The organism is Roseibium aggregatum (genome assembly GCF_017309185.1).
GTDB classification, from domain to species: domain Bacteria; phylum Pseudomonadota; class Alphaproteobacteria; order Rhizobiales; family Stappiaceae; genus Roseibium; species Roseibium aggregatum_B.
In genome coordinates, this window is record NZ_JAEKJZ010000001.1 from 2193612 (window position 1) to 2212911 (window position 19300).

The following is a 19300-nucleotide window of genomic DNA, read 5'->3' on the forward strand; positions in this document are numbered from 1 at the left end:
GACATCTTTCCGGTTCGCCGATTGTCTTTTCAGAGCGAAAAAATGTTCAAAAAAACAAGAAAGAAAATCAGAAAGGCGCTCAAGGGCAAGTCCGTCCCGGAAAAGTTCACCGCAAACGATGTCGCTTTCCTGCATATCGGAAAGAACGCGGGAACACAGATCATTCAGTTGTCGACACAATTGAACGCTCTCCAGAACGACTTCAGAATTGTTTCATCTGGCCATGGCCTGAAGCTCAAGGATGTGCCTGAGTACGTTCCATATTTCTTTTCCGTAAGACATCCCCTTTCACGCTTCCGGTCAGGTTTCTATTCTCGAAAGAGGAAAGGCCAGCCGAGGCTCTACAACGAGTGGAAGAAAGAAGAAGAGCAAGCCTTTGCGAATTTCGAACATGCGAACGACCTCGCAGAAGCGCTTTTCAGGAACGACGGCATCGGAGAGAACGCCTTCTGGGCGATGAACAGCATCGGTCATGTAAGAACACGACAAACCGACTGGTTTCAGCTCTCCGGAAACTTTCTGAAGGAACGACCGCCTGTCTGGATCGTTCGGCAGGAAGCTTTTGAGAACGATTTCGACGTTCTGTTGCAAAGGTTGAACTCAAATTTGTCCGTCGCGGATCTGGCGATCGCACAGGATGAAAAGTCTGCCCACAAATACGCGTACACCCAGGACCCGTCCCTTTCGGACCTTGCCAAACAGAACCTGGAACAATGGTATCGCGCCGACTTGGAGTTTTATACTATCTGCTCCAACTGGCTGGAAAGGCAGTGAACGAAACCGGTGTTTTTCCGGTTTTGCAGGAGTGCCGATCCCCCCGATCCAACAAAGTGAAATTTGAATGGCATGAAAGAAAAGACCTTCATTTTGGGAGCCGGTTGCCAGAAATGCGGTACGAGCTGGCTGCATCGCTACATGCTGCAATCCGGGGAATTCGCCGAAGGTTTCACCAAGGAGTACCATATCTGGGACTGTGTCGATATCGAAACGATGAAAATGATGCTGGCGCCGAGGCCTTCGTTGCGCCACCGTCTGCAGAAGCGCAACGACGCGTTGCTCTACCTGATGCAGACAAAGCCGGGCTTCTACTTCAAGTACTTCGATTCCCTGTGCAGCCCCGAACAGCGTCTGACCGCCGACATAACGCCATCTTACAGCGGGTTGAGCGAGGAGCGTTTCCGTTTCATTCGCCAGGGTTTTGAGAAACGGAACATTAAATGCAAGGCCGTCGTCCTGATCCGCGATCCCGTTGAGCGGATCAAGAGCAACATCAGCTTCATGTTGAGTAAGGGAAAAACCGGTGCGGGCGTCGAAGCCGGAGTGACCGATTTTGTCGCCGCGTTGCGCAGTCACTTCAAGACCGAGGAATGCCGGTTACGATCCAGCTACCATGAGACGATACAGCGCCTCTACGGCGCCTTTGAAAAGAAAGAGGTCTATGTCGGTCTCTACGAGACGATGTTTGAGCCCGCTCAGATCGAAAAGCTGTCGGCGTTTCTGGGCATTGAACCGAATTTCGAATATTCTTCCGTCTATGTGAACAAAACCAAGAACAAGACCAAGATCGAAGCCGGTATCGATCCAGAATTAGAGGCGGAAATCAAGCAAACCTACAAAGACGTCTATGAGTACTGCCACAAAGAGTTTCCGCAAACGAGAGAGCTTTGGGGCTAGAACGCATGCCACGGGGAGGGGGGACATGGGTCAGGGTTCTGACGAATACGGAAAAACGGGAAGTCGAAGGCATTTGCCGGCATTTCATAGATGAAAAGCTGAAACCACGATTCCTTCAGGAAATACGCGAGACCGAATTCAATTACCCCGTCGATATTTCCGGAAAATGGCGCGGTGTAAAGTACAGCTTCATGACCCGTTATCGCTCGGGATTTTCTGAAAATCTTGGCGAGGAATTCGATCGCGCCTTTGCACGGCTCGATCTTGTAGAAGAGCGGCACACGGCTCTCCATTTCAACGTGATGTGGCACCGGCATACCGGCCAGTGGTTCTGCCGCCACGCCGATGTTCCTCTTGAGGAAGCCCTTCGCCAGATCGAGACCGACTCGCTGCTCCATCCCCTTTAGACTTGAAACGACAACCACCATTGGCTGCCAACCGACGGAACATGAGCAACCGCATAGTCATACTAACCGATGGAGCCGACCGGCACTTCTATTTCTGTAACCGTCTCATCAAGGAGACCGGGACCGTTGTGGGCGTCGTAACCGGAGGTAAGGAAATCAATCGCAGCCGGCTGGAAGAGCTGCGCCGAGCCACTTTTCGCCACCCGTTCCAAACCGTAAAGCAGCGTTTCTACCACAAGCGCTACCGAGCTTACGGCAATGCCTTGAAACAGGAAAAACGAGAAGCCGAAGGGCGGTACTTTGGCGGTCAGAGGTCCCGGTTCATGGCCGATCATGCCGATCTTGTCATCGCTCATGTCGACGGCCAAGTCCGTTCCATCAACGCCGAGCGAATGGTCGACATCATCCGAAATGCCAGGCCTGATATCATCGCAGTCATGGGAACATGCATGCTCGGCCGGAAGATCCTGGACAGCGCGCCACACGTTCTCAACATGCATACGGGTCTGTCGCCCTACTACAGGGGCGGGCGGACTAATTTTTGGCCCTTCGTCGAAAATGCGCCGGGCTATTTCGGCGTCACGGTACACAGAATGTCGCCAGGCATCGATTCAGGTGACATCATCCATTCTCAACGCGTGCTTGTGGAGCCCGGCGATACCTATGCCGCGATCAACTGCAAAAGCATCGTTGCCGGGACCGGACTTATGATCGATGCGCTGAAAAGCATCGAGGCAGGCACCTGCAAAGCCTTGCCGCAATGGACCGAGGGCAAGACCTTTTACGATCGTGACTGGACCTTCAAGGCCGCCAAAGCGTATTTCGAAAACCGGGAGGGGCTGCTTCACCGGCAGATCGCAGGTGAAGAAACCGGGGCATTCTCAGGCATCAATATCGTGCGGAATGGCAGAATGGTCGATGGCTAGCGAACGGAAAAAGCGTCTCTTCGCGCACGTCCTGCTTTATCACGCCGTTAGCGAAAACCTGCCGGTCCAACCGGGTATGAAGTTGCACAACGTATGCCCGGACGTTCTTTTCAAGCAGCTTTCCTGGGTCAAGCAGAATTTCGACGTTGTCGACCTGGACAGCCTGGCCCGTCTGCAGGATCGCGAAGGCAAGTGCGCCATCACGTTTGACGACGCTTACAAGAGCGTCTTTACCAACGCACTGCCAATCCTCGCGGACTTGAACCTTCCCGCAAGTGTTTTCGTGATCGGCAGCACCCTGACCGGCAAAATCTTCTGGCGGGACAAGATGCGCATGCTGATCGGTTCCGGTCTTTCCGCGGAATTTGTTGCATGGGCAGAAGCGTTTTGCCGATCGAACCGCATCGACGCCGACAATCTTTACAAGAAAAGCAAGTGCCCAAGCGTCAACAGCGCGGAACTCGACAAACTCCTGAGCGCGTTCCTGGATGCCCGGGTGGTTTCCGGAAGAGGAGAACGGAACCTTTGCGCCGACGATGAGCGGCAGCTGGTTGAGCACCCGCTCCTGTCCTACGGCAACCACACCGAAAACCATTATGTCCTGGCGTCTCTGTCCGGCGCTGAGCAACGGCGCGAAATCCGGAGAAACGCGGCCTTGCTGGAGACCCTGGGCAGAAAGACAACACAGGTGTTTTCCGTACCCTTCGGCGGCCTCGAGACCTTCGACACCGAAACCTGCACCATCCTTGCGCGGGAAGGCTATTCGGCCTTTTTGCTGTCTCGCTCGCGCGTAAACCATGTGACGGATGGCCCTCTGCCGAAACTCAATGGCTTGCCGGTACTCGAGCGCTATATGCCTGTAGGATCTTTTTCGGGATTTCAGAGACAGATCGCCGAACTGATCGACGGCGCCGGGCAAAGGGTCGGACTGGGCCCGTGAAGGCACTTCATTGAAACGTGGGTATCAATTGACGAAAACGGCGGACGAACTGGTTCTGGAACCGCAATGTGAGAATTGCGCCGCACTCTGCTGTGTGGTGTTCGTGTTCGACAAGTCCGAGTCCTTCGCCATCGACAAGGCGGCGGGCGAAGTGTGTCCCAATCTCGATACCTGCGGCAAATGCACCATTTTCCGGGAAAGGGAGACGCTCGGCTTCAGGGGCTGCATTGCCTACGACTGCCACGGTGCGGGCCAGCGCGTGACACAAGAGGTGTTTGGCGGCAGGAGCTGGCGCGACGACCCGATTCTCATGAACCGGATGGGCGATGCCTTGTCCGTCTTGCGCCAGATCCACGAACAGCTGTTGCTGCTTGGCGCAGCGGCAAAACTTCCCCTCGACCCGGACGAACGTCTGGAGCTCTCCGGTCTCAGGCAAATCCTTGCTCCGGAAACGGACTGGTCGGAAGAAAGCCTGAAAGCCTTTCCCGTTGCCCGCGCAACGCGTCAGGTGGCCGACTTTCTGTCTAGACTGCGCCGCCACGTCCAACTGTCCGGTTGAGCAACTGACGCATTCGTGACTTTAACCGGTGCGGAATTCCCAGCATGGTGGCGTCCGGATAGCGATTGATCCACACAAGGGACCGCCGCGACATGCGATTTTTTTGTCTTTTAGCGCTGGCGCTCGTCAGCATCAAACCGGTTTTGGCCGGAGAGGTTAAAATCGTGGACGCCACGGCGCGTCAACAGGGCGGATCGTGGACCTTCTCAGTGACGCTTCTCCATGAAGATGAAGGATGGGATCACTATGCGGATCTGTGGCAGGTACTCGGACCGGACGGTGCCGTATTGGGGGAGCGTGTATTGCTGCACCCTCATGAAAACGAGCAACCTTTCACCCGCTCGCTTTCAGGCGTCGTAATTCCGGATGGGGTGGGCAGCGTTCGGATTCGCGCCCGGGACAAGAAACACGGGTTTTCGGACAAAACATTTGAGGTTTCTCTCGACAGATAACACTCCTGGGCGAGGGAAGACGGACCCGGTCAGCGCGCGACAAACGCCAGGACGCCATCCGCTACGAATTGAACCGACAAGGCAGCCAGAAGGACGCCGAGAAGGCGGGTGATCACGAGCTGAGCCGTGTCGCCGAGCAAACGCTCGATCCGGTCGGCGAGAAGAAAAGTTCCCAGGCAGCACAGCAGTATAAATGCAATGACCGCACCGAGGCCCGCATATGACAGAGTGTCCGGGGCCTGACCGGTGAGCAGAATAATCGCGGAAATCGCGGCAGGTCCGGAAATCAGGGGAATGGCGAGCGGAAACACCGCTATTTCGTGAACCGCGCCATGGTTGGTCTCGGGTTCGATTGCCTTTTCGGCGGTTTCCGTTTTGCGTTCCTGCCTTTTTCCAAAAACCATTTCAAGCGCAATGATGAAAAGCAGAATACCGCCCGCCACGCGGAAGGCCGACACGGAAATTCCCAGGACATTCAGAACGGCCTGCCCGAAGGCGTAGAAGATCAGAAGGATGCCGGCGGCTGTGAGAACGGATCTGACGGCCACGCGCCGGCGGTCGGCTCGGCTCATTCCGGCGGTCACGGCCAGGAACATCGGGGCAAGGCCGATCGGGTCTATCGTGACAAAAAGGGTCGCGAAGGCATTGACGAAATAGTCGAGCATGATCAGTTCCCGCTGCCGAAATTGGGATGTGATTTCAACCCGACTATAGGCTCTAATCCATCGCACCGGTCTCGCCAGGTGAAAATCATTTTTTGCCCCTGTGCATATTCAATGCAAACCATTGAATTAATTGCGTGTTTGATTAGCCGGAAAATGGCCCGGAATTTGGTTCGGCAGATTGAATCGGCTATAAAAGAAACAGCAATAACAAGCAAATGAGTGTCTCTTTGGCCGACCAGGACAACAACACCCCTTCAGACGGTTTTCCGTCCGATATCAAACCGGTCTCCATCGTCGATGAAATGAAGCGCAGTTACCTCGATTACGCCATGAGCGTGATCGTGTCGCGCGCGCTGCCCGATGTCCGGGACGGCTTGAAACCCGTTCACAGGCGCATCCTCTATTCGATGCACGAAAACGGGTATGAATGGAACAAACCCTACCGTAAGTCGGCGCGCGTCGTCGGTGACGTCATGGGTAAGTATCACCCGCACGGCGACAGCGCGATCTACGATGCGCTTGTGCGCATGGCGCAGGACTTTTCTCTCCGCTTGCCCCTGATCGACGGGCAGGGGAACTTCGGCTCGGTCGACGGAGACCCGGCTGCGGCCATGCGCTACACCGAATGCCGGCTTGAAAAAGTCGCTCACAAGCTTCTCGACGATATCGACAAGGACACCGTCGACTTCCAGGAGAACTACGACAACTCCGAGAGCGAACCTGTCGTTCTGCCGGCGAAGTTTCCAAACCTTCTTGTCAATGGCGCGGGCGGCATCGCCGTCGGCATGGCAACCAACATCCCGCCGCACAATCTCGGCGAGGTGATCGACGCCGCTATCGCCATCATGGAAAACCCGGCGATGTCGCTGGAAGAGCTGATGCAGATCGTGCCGGGACCGGATTTTCCGACCGGCGCCATGATCCTCGGCCGCTCCGGTATCCGAAGCGCCTATGACACCGGACGCGGCTCGATCGTCATGCGCGCCAAGGTCGATGTCGAGGAAGTCCGCAAGGACCGTAACGCGCTGATCGTCTCCGAGATCCCGTATCAGGTCAACAAGGCGACGATGATCGAAAAAATCGCCGAGCTTGTGCGGGACAAGCGCGTCGAAGGCATTTCCGATATCCGCGACGAAAGCGACCGCTCGGGCATGCGCGTGGTCATCGAACTGAAGCGGGATGCCGTTCCCGACGTTGTCTTGAACCAGCTCTACCGGTTCAGTCAGCTGCAAACGTCCTTCGGCGCCAATATGGTGGCTCTGAACGGCGGCAAGCCGGAGCAGATGAACCTGTCCGACATGCTGCGCGCCTTCGTCGCCTTCCGGGAGGAAGTCGTTCAGCGGCGCACGCGCTATCTGCTGAAAAAAGCCCGGGACCGGGCACATATTTTGGTCGGCTTGGGTATTGCGGTCGCCAACATCGATGAGGTCATTCATCTGATCCGCACCGCGCCGGATCCGGCGACGGCACGAGCGCAACTGATGGAGCGCGATTGGCCGGCGCGTGACGTTGAGCCGCTCATCCGTCTGATCGATGACCCGCGCCACCAGGTCCAGGAAGACGGCACCTACAAGCTCTCCGAGGAGCAAGCCCGGGCAATCCTCGATCTGAGGCTTCAGCGCCTTACAGCGCTTGGCCGCGATGAAATCGACGACGAACTGAAAAAGATCGGCGCGGAGATTTCCGATTTTCTGGATATCTTGCGCTCCCGTGCGCGGATACAGGAAATCGTCCGCAACGAGATGCTGGAGATCAAGGAAGAATTCGCAACGCCCCGGCGAACGGAAATTGTCGAGGGCGGCGCGGACTTCGATGAGGAAGACCTGATCCAGCGCGAGGACATGGTGGTGACCGTTTCCCATGGCGGCTACATCAAGCGCGTGCCGCTTGCCACCTACCGGGCCCAACGCCGGGGCGGCAAGGGCCGTTCCGGCATGGCCACAAAAGACGAGGATTTCGTGACCCGGCTGTTCGTGGCCAACACTCACACGCCGGTGCTGTTCTTCTCCTCGCGCGGCATCTGCTACAAGCTCAAGGTCTGGCGCCTGCCGCTCGGCGGGCCGACATCGCGCGGCAAGGCGTTGGTCAATATCCTGCCGATGGAACAGGGCGAACAGATCACGTCCATTCTACCCTTGCCGGAGGATGAGGAAAGCTGGGCAAATCTCGATGTGATGTTTGCGACCGTGCGTGGCACGGTGCGCCGGAACAAACTCTCCGACTTCGTGAACATCAACCGGAACGGCAAGATCGCCATGAAACTGGAAGATGGTGACGGCATCGTTGGCGTCGACACCTGTTCCGAGCATGACGATGTCATGCTGACCACGAATTTCGGCCAGTGCATCCGCTTCCCCGTGACGGATGTCCGGGTGTTCGCCGGCCGCAATTCCGTCGGGGTGCGAGGCATTCGCCTGGCCGACGACGACCGGGTCATTTCCATGCAGATCCTGCATCATATCGATGTGGATGCCGAAGAAAGGGCTGCCTATCTCAAGCTTTCACGGGCGATGCGGGGTGAAGCGGATGAAAACGGTGGCGCGTCCGATGAAGAAGGCGTTGTCGCCGGCGATCTGCCGCAGGAACGCTACGCACAGATGAGTGCCGCGGAACAGATCATTCTGACAGTTTCCGAAAACGGCTACGGCAAGCGAACCTCTTCGTTTGAATATCGGGTCACCGGACGCGGCGGCAAGGGCATCACCGCCATGGCTGTCAACGATCGCAACGGTGGCCTGGTTGCGTCCTTCCCCGTGGAAGAGGGACATCAGATCATGCTCGTGACCGACGGAGGTCAGCTCATCCGCTGTCCGATCCACGGTATCCGTATCGCCGGCCGGGCAACACAGGGCGTCATCGTCTTCAAGACGGCTTCCGACGAAAAGGTCGTTGCCGTGGAGGGGATCTCCGAAGTCGAGGAAGATGAGGATCTCGAAGAGGAAGAAGGCGGTCAGGAAACCTCGAATGGCGACACGCCACCCGCAGCCGGCGAGGAAACGGGGGACGAGGGAGACGGCACACCGGAAAGTTGACCTTTGAACCAGACGCGTAAACGCGCAAAAACGACAACAGCGGCCAGGGTGGAAACTGGGCCGCTGTTTGCCGTTTGCGGGGGGATGTAAAGAGGACTGATCGTCAGTTGGTCACAGGGTAGCGCGCCAAAATGGTTTCATTCACGGTCGGAGAGGACTTCTCGACGGTCACGAAGGATACGTTGCGAACTTTGCTCGCACCGGTCAGTGCGGCCGCGCAATCTTCGCTCCATGCTCCCCACGCCTGGGATTCGCAAGACTTTCCAACCGTTGCTTCCGGCATACGGTCAGACTTCGTCGAGGTCAGTCCCTGGGTCGCGAGGTTGGTCATTCTGTCGGCTTGCGAGGCATTGCTCGGATGCAGAGTGAAGATGCCTACCAGCAGTACCGTCAGCAAAGCCAGGATGAACACCGCGGCCATCTTGATCTGAACCGAACGGTCCAGGGCTTTGGTTTCTATCGCAAAAGGCTTGGAAACCGGCTGGGTGTCGGTCAAGTCGAAAGTCTTGTAGCTCCTCATTTGTCTGGCTCCTGCTCACGCCGTTCTTCTTTGATGCCGCCAGACTGCCGTATTGATGAAAAGACCGATGTGACGGCGGTCACACATTGTCAGTTAGTGGCAAAAAGGCTTCGGAGCGGAACTTAGTCATGTCCTCATAAAATACGATAAAAGGTCACAAAGAATTTGACATAAGTTGAGACATAAAGGCTTAAGAAATAGTCTGTTTTCGGTTTGCTGCCGCAGCGGTAACAACTTCTGGTGCAAGGGTGCGCAATGCGGACGTCTGCATCCTTTGGCGCGAAATCGAGCTTTTCCGGGCCCGCACGAAATACTCTTCCGGAAGAATCGCAGACGTTGCCGCCGAAAAAACATCACCCCCAATACATGCGGTTTTCGTTTAAAAAACCGGTTTTAAAGGCACTGTGGCCCTCGATTGTGAGCGCTTGACGTCCTCGGGAGCCCGTTTCCCTTGTGGCTCCGGATCAAGCAGAGTAAGGAAGTGCCATGGAACGCATCGCACTTTACCCGGGCTCGTTCGACCCTGTCACAAACGGCCACATGGACATTCTGCGTCAGGCGCTTGCGCTCGCAGACAAGGTCGTGGTCGCAATCGGCATTCATCCGGGCAAGACGCCCCTGTTTTCCTTTGAGGAGCGGGTGGACTTGATCCGCAAGGCGGCGCGAACGGAGTTCAGCGAGGCAGATGCCGACCGGCTCGAGGTCATTTCCTTCTCCGGTCTGGTAATCGATGCCGCAAGGGATCACGGCGCTGCCTGCCTCGTGCGTGGTTTGAGGGATGGAACCGACCTGGACTTTGAAATGCAGATGGCCGGCATGAATGGAACGCTGCAGCCGGACATAAATACGGTTTTTCTTCCCGCGTCTCCGCAGGTGCGCCACATCACCGCCACCTTGGTCCGGCAAATCGCGAAAATGGGTGGGGAAATCTCCGCCTTCGTCCCGGAGCCGGTCGCTGAACCTTTGCGCCTGCGTTCAGGAGCCGGTGTTTAGGTATCCAGACTTTAAACGGACCTCAACTTCAGGAGTCCCCAGTGTCACGACTACTTTCAATCCTTGCCATATTGGCTTCTCTTGTGATTTTGCCAACGGCTGCCGGGGCGCAGACAGCGGACCCGGAAAACACGCTTTACATGGACCTGAAGGATGGCCGGGTCGTCATTCAGCTTCGTCCCGATCTGGCGCCGAACCACGTCGAACGGATCAAGTCGCTGACCCGCGAGGGTTTTTATGACGGGATCGTCTTCCACCGGGTCATCGACGGCTTCATGGCGCAGACCGGCGATCCAACCGGAACCGGAATGGGGGGCTCAAAGCTGCCCGATCTCAAGGCTGAATTTTCCAAGGCTTCCTTCAAGCGGGGAACGCTCGGCATGGCGCGCAGCGCAAATCCGAACAGCGCGAACTCCCAGTTCTTCATCATGTTCGCGGACGGCGACTGGCTGAACGGACAATATACGGTTTTCGGCGAAGTCGTTGACGGCATGGACCACATAGACAGCATTACCCGCGGCGAGCCGCCGGCGAACCCGGACAAGATCGTCAAGATGCAGATTGCGGCCGACGCGCAGTGAGGACGCCCGGCCGCAGACGATTACTGACCCAAGGAGATTAAAATGGCAGACATAAAAGACCCCGAAAACACGTTGCTCATGGAAACCAGCAAGGGATCGGTCGTCATCGAGATGAAACCGGATCTTGCCCCGACCCATGTAGCCCGCATCAAGGAACTCGTGCGCGAAGGGTTTTATGACGGCATCGTGTTCCACCGGGTCATCGACGGCTTCATGGCACAGACCGGGTGTCCGCAAGGCACCGGGACCGGTGGGTCCGGTCAGAAACTGAAGGCCGAATTCAGCCAGCAGAAGCATTCCCGCGGCACCTGCTCCATGGCCCGCGCCATGGATCCGAACTCCGGCGACAGCCAGTTTTTCATCTGTTTCACGGACGCTCCCTGGCTCGACGGTCAATATACCGTTTGGGGGGAAGTCATCGAAGGTATGGACAACGTCGACAAGATCAAGCGCGGCGAACCGGTCGTTGATCCGGACAATATCGTTTCCCTGAAAGTCGCAGCCGACGCGGCCTGAGTTCCTGGCTAGAAACACTTTTGCAGAGACGCGGCCCGGGTGGCCGCGTTTTTTGTTTGCAGGAACCAATGCCATCACGTTTCTCCAATGGCGTTCGGATCCTGGCAGGTTGACCGCCAAGGGCATCGCGTCTATGAGCGGGCGCGCGGTACTGGAACGCGACATCCGACCGCTCCGTTTTCCTTTTCTTGCCTGAGCAAAACCCGATGCGCGTCGAACAATTCGACTTTGATCTTCCCAATGAACGTATTGCCTTGCGTCCGGCGAGGCCTCGGGACGCAGCGCGGATGCTCCTTGTTCAACCGGATGGGATGCCGGTTTTGAGCGACAGGACCGTCCGCGACCTGCCTCAACTTCTCAACCCCGGCGACGCACTGGTCTTCAACGATACGAAGGTCATTCCGGCCCAGCTGGAAGGCAAGCGCCTCAGGGGAGAGATTACTGCGGGGATCAGCGCGACATTGCATCTCCGGTCAGGTGCCGATCGCTGGCGGGCATTCGTACGGCCCGCGAAAAAACTTCAGACGGATGACAAGGTCGTGTTCGCCGGCAACGAAGAGAGCCTGACGGCACGTGTTGCCGAGAAAACCGACGGCGGAGAAGTGCTTTTGGTGTTCGACAGGTCCGGGCCTGAACTCGACGCGGCGATTGCCGCCGTCGGCCATATCCCGTTGCCGCCCTACATCGCCCAGAAACGAGGGGAAGACGCTCAGGACCGGCTGGACTACCAGACGATCTTCGCCGCACGGGAGGGGGCCGTCGCCGCCCCGACTGCCGGTCTTCATTTCACACCGGACCTTCTGAAAGCCCTGGACGACCGCGGGGTGGAACAGCACCGGGTGACCCTTCACGTCGGAGCCGGCACCTTCCTGCCCGTCAAGGCGGAGGACACTGTTGATCACAAGATGCATGCGGAATGGGGAGAAGTCCCTGAGGAAACCGCAGCCGCTTTGCAGGAAGCCAAGGCACGCGGCAACAAGGTTGTCAGCGTTGGAACGACGTCCTTGAGAATTCTGGAAAGTTCAGCCAGCGAAACCGGTCGAATTTCCCCTTTCACGGGCGAAACCTCCATCTTCATCACACCGGGCTACCGGTTCAGGGCCATCGACGCCCTCATGACGAATTTTCACCTTCCCCGATCGACCCTGTTCATGCTGGTGTCGGCCTATTCCGGCCTGGAAACAATGCGTGCCGCTTATGCGCACGCCATTGCCGAGGACTACCGGTTTTACAGTTACGGGGACGCTTCGCTGCTGTTTCCCTGCAAGACAGCGCTGCAGGAGACAGCATGACGGACAAGACCAGACAATTCGGTTTCAGACTGATCGCTACAGACGGCAGAGCCCGGCGTGGCGAAATCACGACACCCCATGGTGTGGTCCGCACTCCGGCCTTCATGCCGGTCGGAACCCAGGCGACGGTCAAGGCGATGTACCCGGATCAGGTCCGGGAAACCGGTGCGGACGTCGTGCTTGGCAATACCTACCACCTCATGCTGCGTCCGACGGCGGAACGTGTCGACCGGCTTGGCGGTCTGCACAAGTTCATGAACTGGCCGCACACGATCCTGACGGACAGTGGTGGTTTTCAGGTGATGTCGTTGGCGCAGCTCAGAAAACTCGACGAGGGCGGCGTCCGTTTTCAAAGTCATATCGACGGCAGCAAACATCATCTGACCCCAGAACGCTCGGTCGAAATCCAGGGTTTGCTCGGATCCGACATCCAGATGCAGCTCGACGAATGCATCCGGCTGCCAAGCCCGAAGGAAGAAATTCAGCGGGCCATGGAGCTGTCCCTTCGCTGGGCGGAACGCTCCAGAAGCCAGTTCGAGACCATGGGTGGTCCCGGCAAGGGCCAGGGCCTTTACGGCATTGTTCAGGGCGGCGACCAGGCCGACCTGCGCATCCGTTCGGCGGAAGAACTCTCAAAAATGCCTTTCGAGGGGTATTCCGTTGGCGGTCTGGCGGTCGGCGAACCGCAGGAGGTCATGCTTGCGATGCTTGATGTGACCCTGCCGGCGATGCCCGCCGACAAACCGCGTTACCTGATGGGGGTGGGAACGCCGGACGATTTGTTGGAGAGTGTGAAACGGGGCATAGACCAGTTCGATTGCGTCATGCCGACACGCGCCGGCCGGCATGGGCTCGCTTATACGAGGTTTGGCAAGGTCAACCTGAAAAACGCCCGGCATCAGGACGATCCGCGCCCGCTCGACGAGGAAAGCAAGTGTCCCGCAACGTCCGTTTACAGCCGCGCCTATCTCCATCATCTGGTTCGGGCGGGCGAGGGGCTCGCCGGCATGCTGCTCACCTGGAACAACATCTCATATTACCAGCAGCTCATGCAGGGCATGCGAGACGCCATCGAAGAAAGCCGGTTCGAGGACTTCTACGCCAGAACCAAGGAAGACTGGGCGCGCGGTGATATCCCCGAGTTCGGAACCTAAGCTGAAATACCTTCCGATTTCGTCAGGTAACAGCCGGAGATCCGCCAACTTCCGTCATCTTGCTGCTCAAAACTGTAAAGGGCAATCCAGTCCTTGCCTTTGGGACCGGTGACGAAGACCTCTTGTGTCGGCCCGTATTTCGTCATTTTCGACCGCCCGAAGGTGACGTCTCTCGCCTTGTAGACCGGCTGATATCCCTGACGTACCATTTCCATGAAAAATTCAGGGTTCTGGAACTTCCGCTTCAGGGAGTTTGCCGCAAAGGCATAGGCCGCCTCGGCGTTTTCCGTGGCAAACGCGGACATCTGTTTCTTGATGATGGTTTGAAATGCGCTGCTGTCCAGCCCGTCGTCGGCACGCGCCGCGCCTGAAAGCAACAGCGCGCCCAGGGCTGCGGTTGTCGCCGATTTCCAGAAATGAGCTTTCGCCATGATCAGGATCTCCTTTTCTGAACCTGAACAGTATACGGCGGAAAACTCTTTTCAGTTTCCTAAAATTCGCGCAATCCCCGACGTTAACTTGAGCAATTTCGGCGCGTAACGGCTTTTTATTGAGCAGGGAAACCGGTGAGCCGGGTAACCAACGCAATTACCCGTATAAATACCATCGGCATTCATAACCGCCAGAGCGTTATATTTTCCGGAGCCGCGGTCCGCTCGAGGGCCGCCGGAAGGTCCGCAACGAGCCCGGATCCGTTTTTCAGAACACCGGCAACGGTTCTCCAACCATTGCCGCCCTGCAGAAATTGCGCGTGCGGTACCGCCAGAATAACGGCATGTGCGCCGGAAATGTCTTCAAGATCATGGAGCGTTAGATCGTATTCCTCAGCGACCTGGTGAGGGATGGCCAACGGATCGTGCACGCGCACCTCGGCGCCGAACCGCTCCAGTTCCCGGATCAGGTCCACGACTTTGGAGTTGCGTGTGTCGGGAACATCCGCCTTGTAGGTGAGGCCGAGCACCGCAACCTTCGGCGGCATGGGCAGGCCTAGTTTCACGCTTTCCTGGATGATCTTCCCGGCGACGAAGGCCGGCATCGCTTCGTTGGTGCCGCGGCCTGCGAGAATGACCTGTGGCGAGAACCCGATTTCATGCGCCTTGTGCGTCAGATAGTAAGGATCGACTCCGATGCAGTGACCACCGACCAAACCCGGCTGAAAGGGAAGGAAATTCCACTTTGTTTGCGAGCCTTCGATCACATCCCGCGTATCTATTCCCATCTGATGAAACAACATCGCCAGTTCGTTCATCAAGGCGATGTTCAGATCCCTCTGGGTGTTCTCGATCACCTTCGCCGCCTCGGCGACCTTGATCGACGGCGCCTTGTGGATACCCGCGGTGACGACGGCACCGTAAAGTGACGCAAGCGTTTCAGACGCCTGCGCGGATGAGGCGGACACGATTTTCGTGATGTCGCTGAAATCGCGCGCGGTGTCGCCGGGATTGATGCGTTCCGGCGAGTAGCCGACCTCGAAATCCACTCCCAAGCGCAATCCGGATTCGCGTTCCAGGATCGGCACGCCGACATCTTCCGTTGCCCCGGGAAACACCGTTGATTCAAAAACGACAATCGCACCGGGGCGGATTTGCCGTCCCGCCGTTGCAGCCGCCTTTTGGAACGGCGTCAGATCCGGTCGTTTCGCCGCGTCGACAGGCGTCGGTACGGCCACGATCATGACGTCCCTGCCGCACAACGCTTCCTCATCGGCCGAAAAGCTCAACGTTTCCTGGACAAGCTCCAGTGAAGTGACGGAAGCCGTCCGATCCATTCCCTCATTCAGTTCTGCAAGCCGGCCCCGATCGATATCGAAGCCCAAGACGTCGAAACCGCGGGCCGCAAAGGCGACCGCAACCGGCAACCCGACATAACCGAGACCGATGACTGCGATTGACTTCGATTGAATTGAGGGAATGGACATTGGACATCCTGAAAAGGAAAGGGCCGAACCGCGACGGCGCGATCCGACCCACTCCTAATCGTTTCTTCCGATCGAATGCAAGTCCACTTTGTGGCGCGGGACTATTCCGCAGCCAGAGGGCTTTCGATCATGTCCCGCATGAAGGGAACGAGTTCCTCGACAAGCTTCGGGTCATCCATGCCGAAAGCGATATTGGCACTCAGGAAACCCGCCTTGCTGCCGCAGTCGTAGCTTCGTCCTTCGAACTTGAGGGACGCAAACGGCTGGTCCTTCATGAGAGTCAGCATGCTGTCGGTCAGCTGAATCTCGCCACCGGCGCCCTTGTCCTGCGCGGACAGCAGGTCGAAGATCTGCGGCTGCAGAATGTACCGTCCGGTGATCATCAGATTGGACGGCGCGGTTCCCGGAGCCGGTTTTTCAACCATGCTCGAAATCCGGCTTGCGTTCGCGGAGAGTTCTTCCGCCAGTTCCACGATGCCGTACTGATGGGTGTGATCTTCCGGAACTTCCTCAACAGCAATGACATTGCCTCCGGTTCTCTCGTAGAGATCGACCATTTGTTTCAGGCAGGAAACTTGCGACTTGATGATGACATCGGGAAGAAGAATGGCGAACGGTTCTTCGCCGATGATGTCGCGCGCACACCAGATCGCATGACCCAGGCCGAGCGGAGCCTGCTGCCTGGTGAAACTGGTCGAACCGGGTTGCGGCCGGTGCTTTTCGAGGAGTTCGAGCGCGGCGGTCTTGTTGCGTGCCTTCAGCGTGTCCTCGAGTTCGTAGGCCACGTCGAAGTGATCCTCGATCACGTGCTTGTTGCGGCCCGTGACAAAAACAATGTGTTCGATACCAGCGGCTCGTGCTTCATCGACAACGTATTGAATGATCGGCCGGTCGACGATGGTCAGCATTTCCTTGGGAACGGCCTTCGTGGCCGGTAAAAACCTCGTTCCCAATCCTGCGACGGGCAGCACGGCTTTACGAATACGTTTGTTCATGGTGTAGCCTTCCAATGCTGTACTTCAGCGATATTTCCTACCATTTGCCCACACTTGAAGAAAATGCGTGACACTCCCGCAATCGATCATCCAATTTTGCGCGGTTTATGTCCTTGATAGCATTCTCAATAAAAATCCGGGCGCCTTGAACTCTTCGGCTTCTAATTTTGCGGCGCAAAAGATTAATTACGCACATGCAAAATATTGATGAGACTTACGACAGTTTGATGATACGGTCAAAACATTAATTTTCAGAGTAAGTCGTTTGAAAATAGTTTAAAACTCATCGGAGTAACCGATGTTGCAGGCAGCGCAAAAGAGCGCTATGGAACACCCGACTTTGCCTGGAAGTTCTAGCCCGTCCGAAAACGGAATGGCAATAGCAGGCGAACTGCTTGAAAATGGTGACTGATGACCGAAGCGAACCGCGTAGTATCCGTTGGCAACGTAACGTTCTGCAATGAGACGGCGTTCAGCCTCATTGCCGGCCCGTGCCAGTTGGAAAGCCGCGAACACGCCATGGAATGTGCCGCCGCCATTGGGGAAATCAGTGGCCGGCTCGGAATCGGTACGGTTTTCAAAACGTCCTTCGACAAGGCCAACCGGACGTCCCTGTCCGGAAAGCGTGGTATCGGAATGAGTGAGGCGCTGCCGATATTCGCGGACATCAGGGAACGGTACGGGATGCCTGTTCTGACCGACGTCCACGCCCCGGACCAATGCGCTCCGGTCGCCGAGGTGGTCGATATTCTACAGATACCCGCCTTTTTGTGCCGTCAGACGGATTTGCTGATCGCGGCGGCGCAGACGGGAAAGGTGGTCAACGTCAAGAAGGGTCAGTTCCTCGCGCCATGGGACATGAAGAATGTTCTGGGCAAAGTGACGGGGTCCGGCAACCCGAACGTTTTGTTGACTGAACGCGGTGCCAGTTTCGGCTACAACACCCTTGTCAGCGACATGCGTGCCCTGCCGATCATGGCGCAAACTGGTGCACCCGTCGTTTTCGACGCAACCCACTCGGTTCAGCAGCCGGGCGGGCAGGGACGCTCGACCGGCGGGGACCGGGCGATGGTACCCGTGCTCGCGCGCGCTGCTGTCGCTGTTGGCGTCGCAGGGCTCTTCATCGAGACACACCCGGACCCGGACAACGCCCCATCCGATGGCCCGAACATGGTGCCGCTGAAAGATCTCGAGGCGCTTTTGAAACAACTCAAGGCCCTTGATGACGTCGTCAAGACGCCTGCGACAGCCGCTGAATAGATTTTTCGACAAGCTGCCAACGGCTTTGCATCTCGTGCCGGTCCCTGAACCGGTGAACTAATGGTCTGCTAAACGCGACAAGGGAGTTCTTTCCATGACCGCCATCATTGACATCATCGGCCGCCAGATTTTCGACAGCCGCGGCAATCCGACTGTCGAGGTCGACGTCTTCCTTGAAGACGGATCGTTCGGCCGCGCGGCCGTCCCGTCGGGTGCGTCCACAGGAGCACATGAAGCAGTGGAGCTGCGCGATGGCGGCGACCGTTTCATGGGCAAGGGCGTTCAAAAGGCCGTCGACGCTGTCAACGGCGAAATTTTCGAGACCGTTGGCGGCCTGGAAGCGGAAGACCAGCTTCAGATCGACCAGGCCATGATCGATCTCGACAGCACGCCGAACAAGTCCCGTCTGGGCGCCAACGCAATTCTCGGTGTATCGCTCGCGGTCGCGCGCGCAGCCGCGCAGGCCTCGGGCCTGCCGCTCTACCGCTATGTCGGAGGAACCTCCGCGCGTACGCTGCCTGTTCCCATGATGAACATCATCAACGGCGGCGCACATGCGGACAATCCGATCGATTTCCAGGAATTCATGATCATGCCGGTTGGCGCCGAAACGCTCGGTGAGGCGGTGCGCATGGGTTCCGAGATCTTTCACACCCTGAAAAAGGCGTTGAACGCGGCCGGACACAACACCAACGTAGGCGACGAGGGCGGGTTCGCTCCGAATCTGGAATCCACTGATGCAGCGATCGGCTTCGTCATGAAAGCCATCGAAACCGCGGGCTACAAGCCGGGTGAGGACGTCTATCTCGCGCTCGACGCCGCCTCCACGGAGTTCTTCAAGGACGGCAAATATGTGCTTGAGGGCGAGGGCAAGTCTCTGGCACCGGAAGACATGGCGAAATACCTGGACGATCTGGTCTCCCGGTATCCGATCATTTCGATCGAGGACGGACTGGCCGAAGACGACTGGGACGGGTGGAAAGCGACCACGGACCTTATCGGTGCCAAGTGCCAGCTCGTTGGCGACGATCTCTTCGTGACCAACTCCGAACGTCTGCGCAAGGGCATCGACATGGGTGTCGCCAATTCGATCCTCATCAAGGTCAACCAGATCGGCACCTTGACGGAAACGCTGGACGCGGTCGAAACAGCGCACAAGGCAGCCTACACGGCGGTCATGTCGCACCGCTCCGGCGAAACCGAAGACTCGACCATCGCCGACCTCGCTGTGGCCACGAATTGCGGACAGATCAAGACCGGCTCTCTGGCGCGGTCCGACCGGCTCGCAAAATACAACCAGCTCATTCGCATCGAGGAAGAGCTCGGCCCGCAGGCCGTCTACGCCGGACGTTCGATCCTCAAAGGATAACGGATCGCCGGTTCAAGGTTCAAAGGCCCCGCGACTCGCGGGGTCTT

Annotated in this window: 21 protein-coding genes; 14 read left to right on the forward strand and 7 right to left on the reverse strand. The window is 57.4% G+C overall.

Going from position 1 to position 19300, the window contains the following annotated elements; translation table 11 throughout:
- Nucleotides 1–180: 180 nt before the first annotated feature.
- Nucleotides 181–774 (forward strand): hypothetical protein, encoded by a 594-nt coding sequence (locus JF539_RS09460; protein WP_207140039.1) that lies wholly within the window; start codon nucleotides 181–183, stop codon nucleotides 772–774.
- Between the two features lie 72 nt (nucleotides 775–846).
- Nucleotides 847–1674 (forward strand): sulfotransferase domain-containing protein, encoded by an 828-nt coding sequence (locus JF539_RS09465; RefSeq protein WP_207140040.1) that lies wholly within the window; start codon nucleotides 847–849, stop codon nucleotides 1672–1674.
- Here JF539_RS09465 and JF539_RS09470 read toward each other — a convergent pair.
- Entirely contained in the window at nucleotides 1671–2102 is a 432-nt protein-coding gene (locus tag JF539_RS09470; RefSeq protein WP_207140041.1) for a hypothetical protein, read from the reverse strand. The two genes, JF539_RS09465 and JF539_RS09470, sit on opposite strands and share 4 nt — an antisense overlap.
- A 41-nt stretch (nucleotides 2103–2143) precedes the next feature.
- Nucleotides 2144–2437 (reverse strand): hypothetical protein, encoded by a 294-nt coding sequence (locus JF539_RS09475; protein ID WP_207140042.1) that lies wholly within the window; start codon nucleotides 2435–2437, stop codon nucleotides 2144–2146.
- On the opposite strand from JF539_RS09475, the gene JF539_RS09480 reads away from it, so the two are divergent.
- The 4 genes from JF539_RS09480 (at nucleotide 2405) to JF539_RS09495 (ending at nucleotide 4958) form a co-directional block, all read left to right on the forward strand.
- The gene (locus tag JF539_RS09480) at nucleotides 2405–3007 is read left to right on the forward strand and encodes a formyl transferase (RefSeq protein ID WP_207140043.1); all 603 of its coding nucleotides are present in this window, start codon (nucleotides 2405–2407) and stop codon (nucleotides 3005–3007) included. The genes JF539_RS09475 and JF539_RS09480 overlap by 33 nt on opposite strands.
- Complete coding sequence (locus JF539_RS09485) at nucleotides 3000–3947, forward strand: polysaccharide deacetylase family protein (RefSeq protein WP_207140044.1); 948 nt, start codon at nucleotides 3000–3002, stop codon at nucleotides 3945–3947. The genes JF539_RS09480 and JF539_RS09485 overlap by 8 nt, the downstream gene beginning before the upstream one ends.
- A 28-nt stretch (nucleotides 3948–3975) precedes the next feature.
- On the forward strand, nucleotides 3976–4506 hold the full coding sequence (locus JF539_RS09490; protein WP_207140045.1) for a hypothetical protein: 531 nt from the start codon (nucleotides 3976–3978) through the stop codon (nucleotides 4504–4506).
- A gap of 65 nt (nucleotides 4507–4571) precedes the next feature.
- Nucleotides 4572–4958 carry a hypothetical protein gene (locus tag JF539_RS09495; RefSeq protein ID WP_209017065.1) on the forward strand — a complete coding sequence of 129 codons (387 nt, stop codon included), beginning with the start codon at nucleotides 4572–4574 and terminating at the stop codon, nucleotides 4956–4958.
- A gap of 29 nt (nucleotides 4959–4987) precedes the next feature.
- On the opposite strand, the gene JF539_RS09500 is transcribed toward JF539_RS09495, so the two are convergent.
- Nucleotides 4988–5623 carry a MarC family protein gene (locus JF539_RS09500; protein ID WP_207140046.1) on the reverse strand — a complete coding sequence of 212 codons (636 nt, stop codon included), beginning with the start codon at nucleotides 5621–5623 and terminating at the stop codon, nucleotides 4988–4990.
- Nucleotides 5624–5838: 215 nt separating this feature from the next.
- On the opposite strand from JF539_RS09500, the gene gyrA reads away from it, so the two are divergent.
- Complete coding sequence (gyrA, locus tag JF539_RS09505) at nucleotides 5839–8655, forward strand: DNA gyrase subunit A (protein ID WP_207140047.1); 2817 nt, start codon at nucleotides 5839–5841, stop codon at nucleotides 8653–8655.
- Nucleotides 8656–8758: 103 nt separating this feature from the next.
- Here the strand turns inward: gyrA and JF539_RS09510 are convergent, their stop codons facing one another.
- Nucleotides 8759–9175 (reverse strand): phosphopantetheine adenylyltransferase, encoded by a 417-nt coding sequence (locus JF539_RS09510; protein WP_207140048.1) that lies wholly within the window; start codon nucleotides 9173–9175, stop codon nucleotides 8759–8761.
- A gap of 486 nt (nucleotides 9176–9661) precedes the next feature.
- Between JF539_RS09510 and coaD the strand changes: the two genes are divergently transcribed.
- The 5 genes from coaD to tgt all read left to right on the forward strand — a co-directional run bounded on the left by coaD (nucleotide 9662) and on the right by tgt (nucleotide 13711).
- Nucleotides 9662–10168, forward strand: coding sequence for a pantetheine-phosphate adenylyltransferase (gene coaD, locus JF539_RS09515; RefSeq protein ID WP_207140049.1), 507 nt, complete (start codon nucleotides 9662–9664; stop codon nucleotides 10166–10168).
- A gap of 41 nt (nucleotides 10169–10209) precedes the next feature.
- Entirely contained in the window at nucleotides 10210–10749 is a 540-nt protein-coding gene (locus tag JF539_RS09520; protein WP_328809223.1) for a peptidylprolyl isomerase, read from the forward strand.
- A gap of 42 nt (nucleotides 10750–10791) precedes the next feature.
- On the forward strand, nucleotides 10792–11265 hold the full coding sequence (locus JF539_RS09525; protein WP_207140050.1) for a peptidylprolyl isomerase: 474 nt from the start codon (nucleotides 10792–10794) through the stop codon (nucleotides 11263–11265).
- 206 nt (nucleotides 11266–11471) lie between these two features.
- Nucleotides 11472–12557: a tRNA preQ1(34) S-adenosylmethionine ribosyltransferase-isomerase QueA gene (queA, locus tag JF539_RS09530; protein WP_207140051.1), complete on the forward strand. Its 1086-nt coding sequence runs from the start codon at nucleotides 11472–11474 to the stop codon at nucleotides 12555–12557.
- The gene (gene tgt / locus JF539_RS09535) at nucleotides 12554–13711 is read left to right on the forward strand and encodes a tRNA guanosine(34) transglycosylase Tgt (protein ID WP_207140052.1); all 1158 of its coding nucleotides are present in this window, start codon (nucleotides 12554–12556) and stop codon (nucleotides 13709–13711) included. Before queA ends, tgt begins: the two co-directional genes overlap by 4 nt.
- On the opposite strand, the gene JF539_RS09540 is transcribed toward tgt, so the two are convergent.
- The 3 genes from JF539_RS09540 to galU all read right to left on the reverse strand — a co-directional run bounded on the left by JF539_RS09540 (nucleotide 13708) and on the right by galU (nucleotide 16624).
- The gene (locus JF539_RS09540) at nucleotides 13708–14142 is read right to left on the reverse strand and encodes a DUF4864 domain-containing protein (RefSeq protein ID WP_207140053.1); all 435 of its coding nucleotides are present in this window, start codon (nucleotides 14140–14142) and stop codon (nucleotides 13708–13710) included. The genes tgt and JF539_RS09540 overlap by 4 nt on opposite strands.
- A gap of 182 nt (nucleotides 14143–14324) precedes the next feature.
- The gene (locus JF539_RS09545; RefSeq protein ID WP_207140054.1) at nucleotides 14325–15629 is read right to left on the reverse strand and encodes a nucleotide sugar dehydrogenase; all 1305 of its coding nucleotides are present in this window, start codon (nucleotides 15627–15629) and stop codon (nucleotides 14325–14327) included.
- A gap of 101 nt (nucleotides 15630–15730) precedes the next feature.
- Nucleotides 15731–16624, reverse strand: a complete 894-nt coding sequence (gene galU, locus JF539_RS09550) for a UTP--glucose-1-phosphate uridylyltransferase GalU (protein WP_207140055.1) — start codon at nucleotides 16622–16624, stop codon at nucleotides 15731–15733.
- 411 nt (nucleotides 16625–17035) lie between these two features.
- Between galU and kdsA the strand changes: the two genes are divergently transcribed.
- The gene (gene kdsA / locus JF539_RS09555; protein ID WP_207140056.1) at nucleotides 17036–17884 is read left to right on the forward strand and encodes a 3-deoxy-8-phosphooctulonate synthase; all 849 of its coding nucleotides are present in this window, start codon (nucleotides 17036–17038) and stop codon (nucleotides 17882–17884) included.
- Nucleotides 17885–17978: 94 nt separating this feature from the next.
- On the forward strand, nucleotides 17979–19253 hold the full coding sequence (eno, locus tag JF539_RS09560; protein ID WP_207140057.1) for a phosphopyruvate hydratase: 1275 nt from the start codon (nucleotides 17979–17981) through the stop codon (nucleotides 19251–19253).
- Nucleotides 19254–19300: the final 47 nt, after the last annotated feature.

Bases quoted from the DNA above. Each gene is read 5' to 3' on its own strand.
- JF539_RS09465 (WP_207140040.1), top strand. From the start codon at position 847: ATGAAAGAAAAGACCTTCATTTTGGGAGCCGGTTGCCAGAAATGCGGT.
- tgt (WP_207140052.1), top strand. From the start codon at position 12,554: ATGACGGACAAGACCAGACAATTCGGTTTCAGACTGATCGCTACAGAC.
- galU (WP_207140055.1), bottom strand. From the start codon at position 16,624: ATGAACAAACGTATTCGTAAAGCCGTGCTGCCCGTCGCAGGATTGGGA.
- JF539_RS09510 (WP_207140048.1), bottom strand. From the start codon at position 9,175: ATGAGGAGCTACAAGACTTTCGACTTGACCGACACCCAGCCGGTTTCC.
- kdsA (WP_207140056.1), top strand. From the start codon at position 17,036: ATGACCGAAGCGAACCGCGTAGTATCCGTTGGCAACGTAACGTTCTGC.
- JF539_RS09545 (WP_207140054.1), bottom strand. From the start codon at position 15,629: ATGTCCATTCCCTCAATTCAATCGAAGTCAATCGCAGTCATCGGTCTC.
- queA (WP_207140051.1), top strand. From the start codon at position 11,472: ATGCGCGTCGAACAATTCGACTTTGATCTTCCCAATGAACGTATTGCC.
- coaD (WP_207140049.1), top strand. From the start codon at position 9,662: ATGGAACGCATCGCACTTTACCCGGGCTCGTTCGACCCTGTCACAAAC.
- JF539_RS09500 (WP_207140046.1), bottom strand. From the start codon at position 5,623: ATGCTCGACTATTTCGTCAATGCCTTCGCGACCCTTTTTGTCACGATA.
- JF539_RS09540 (WP_207140053.1), bottom strand. From the start codon at position 14,142: ATGGCGAAAGCTCATTTCTGGAAATCGGCGACAACCGCAGCCCTGGGC.
- eno (WP_207140057.1), top strand. From the start codon at position 17,979: ATGACCGCCATCATTGACATCATCGGCCGCCAGATTTTCGACAGCCGC.
- JF539_RS09475 (WP_207140042.1), bottom strand. From the start codon at position 2,437: ATGAGCGATGACAAGATCGGCATGATCGGCCATGAACCGGGACCTCTG.
- JF539_RS09485 (WP_207140044.1), top strand. From the start codon at position 3,000: ATGGCTAGCGAACGGAAAAAGCGTCTCTTCGCGCACGTCCTGCTTTAT.
- gyrA (WP_207140047.1), top strand. From the start codon at position 5,839: ATGAGTGTCTCTTTGGCCGACCAGGACAACAACACCCCTTCAGACGGT.
- JF539_RS09470 (WP_207140041.1), bottom strand. From the start codon at position 2,102: ATGGTGGTTGTCGTTTCAAGTCTAAAGGGGATGGAGCAGCGAGTCGGT.
- JF539_RS09480 (WP_207140043.1), top strand. From the start codon at position 2,405: ATGGCCGATCATGCCGATCTTGTCATCGCTCATGTCGACGGCCAAGTC.
- JF539_RS09525 (WP_207140050.1), top strand. From the start codon at position 10,792: ATGGCAGACATAAAAGACCCCGAAAACACGTTGCTCATGGAAACCAGC.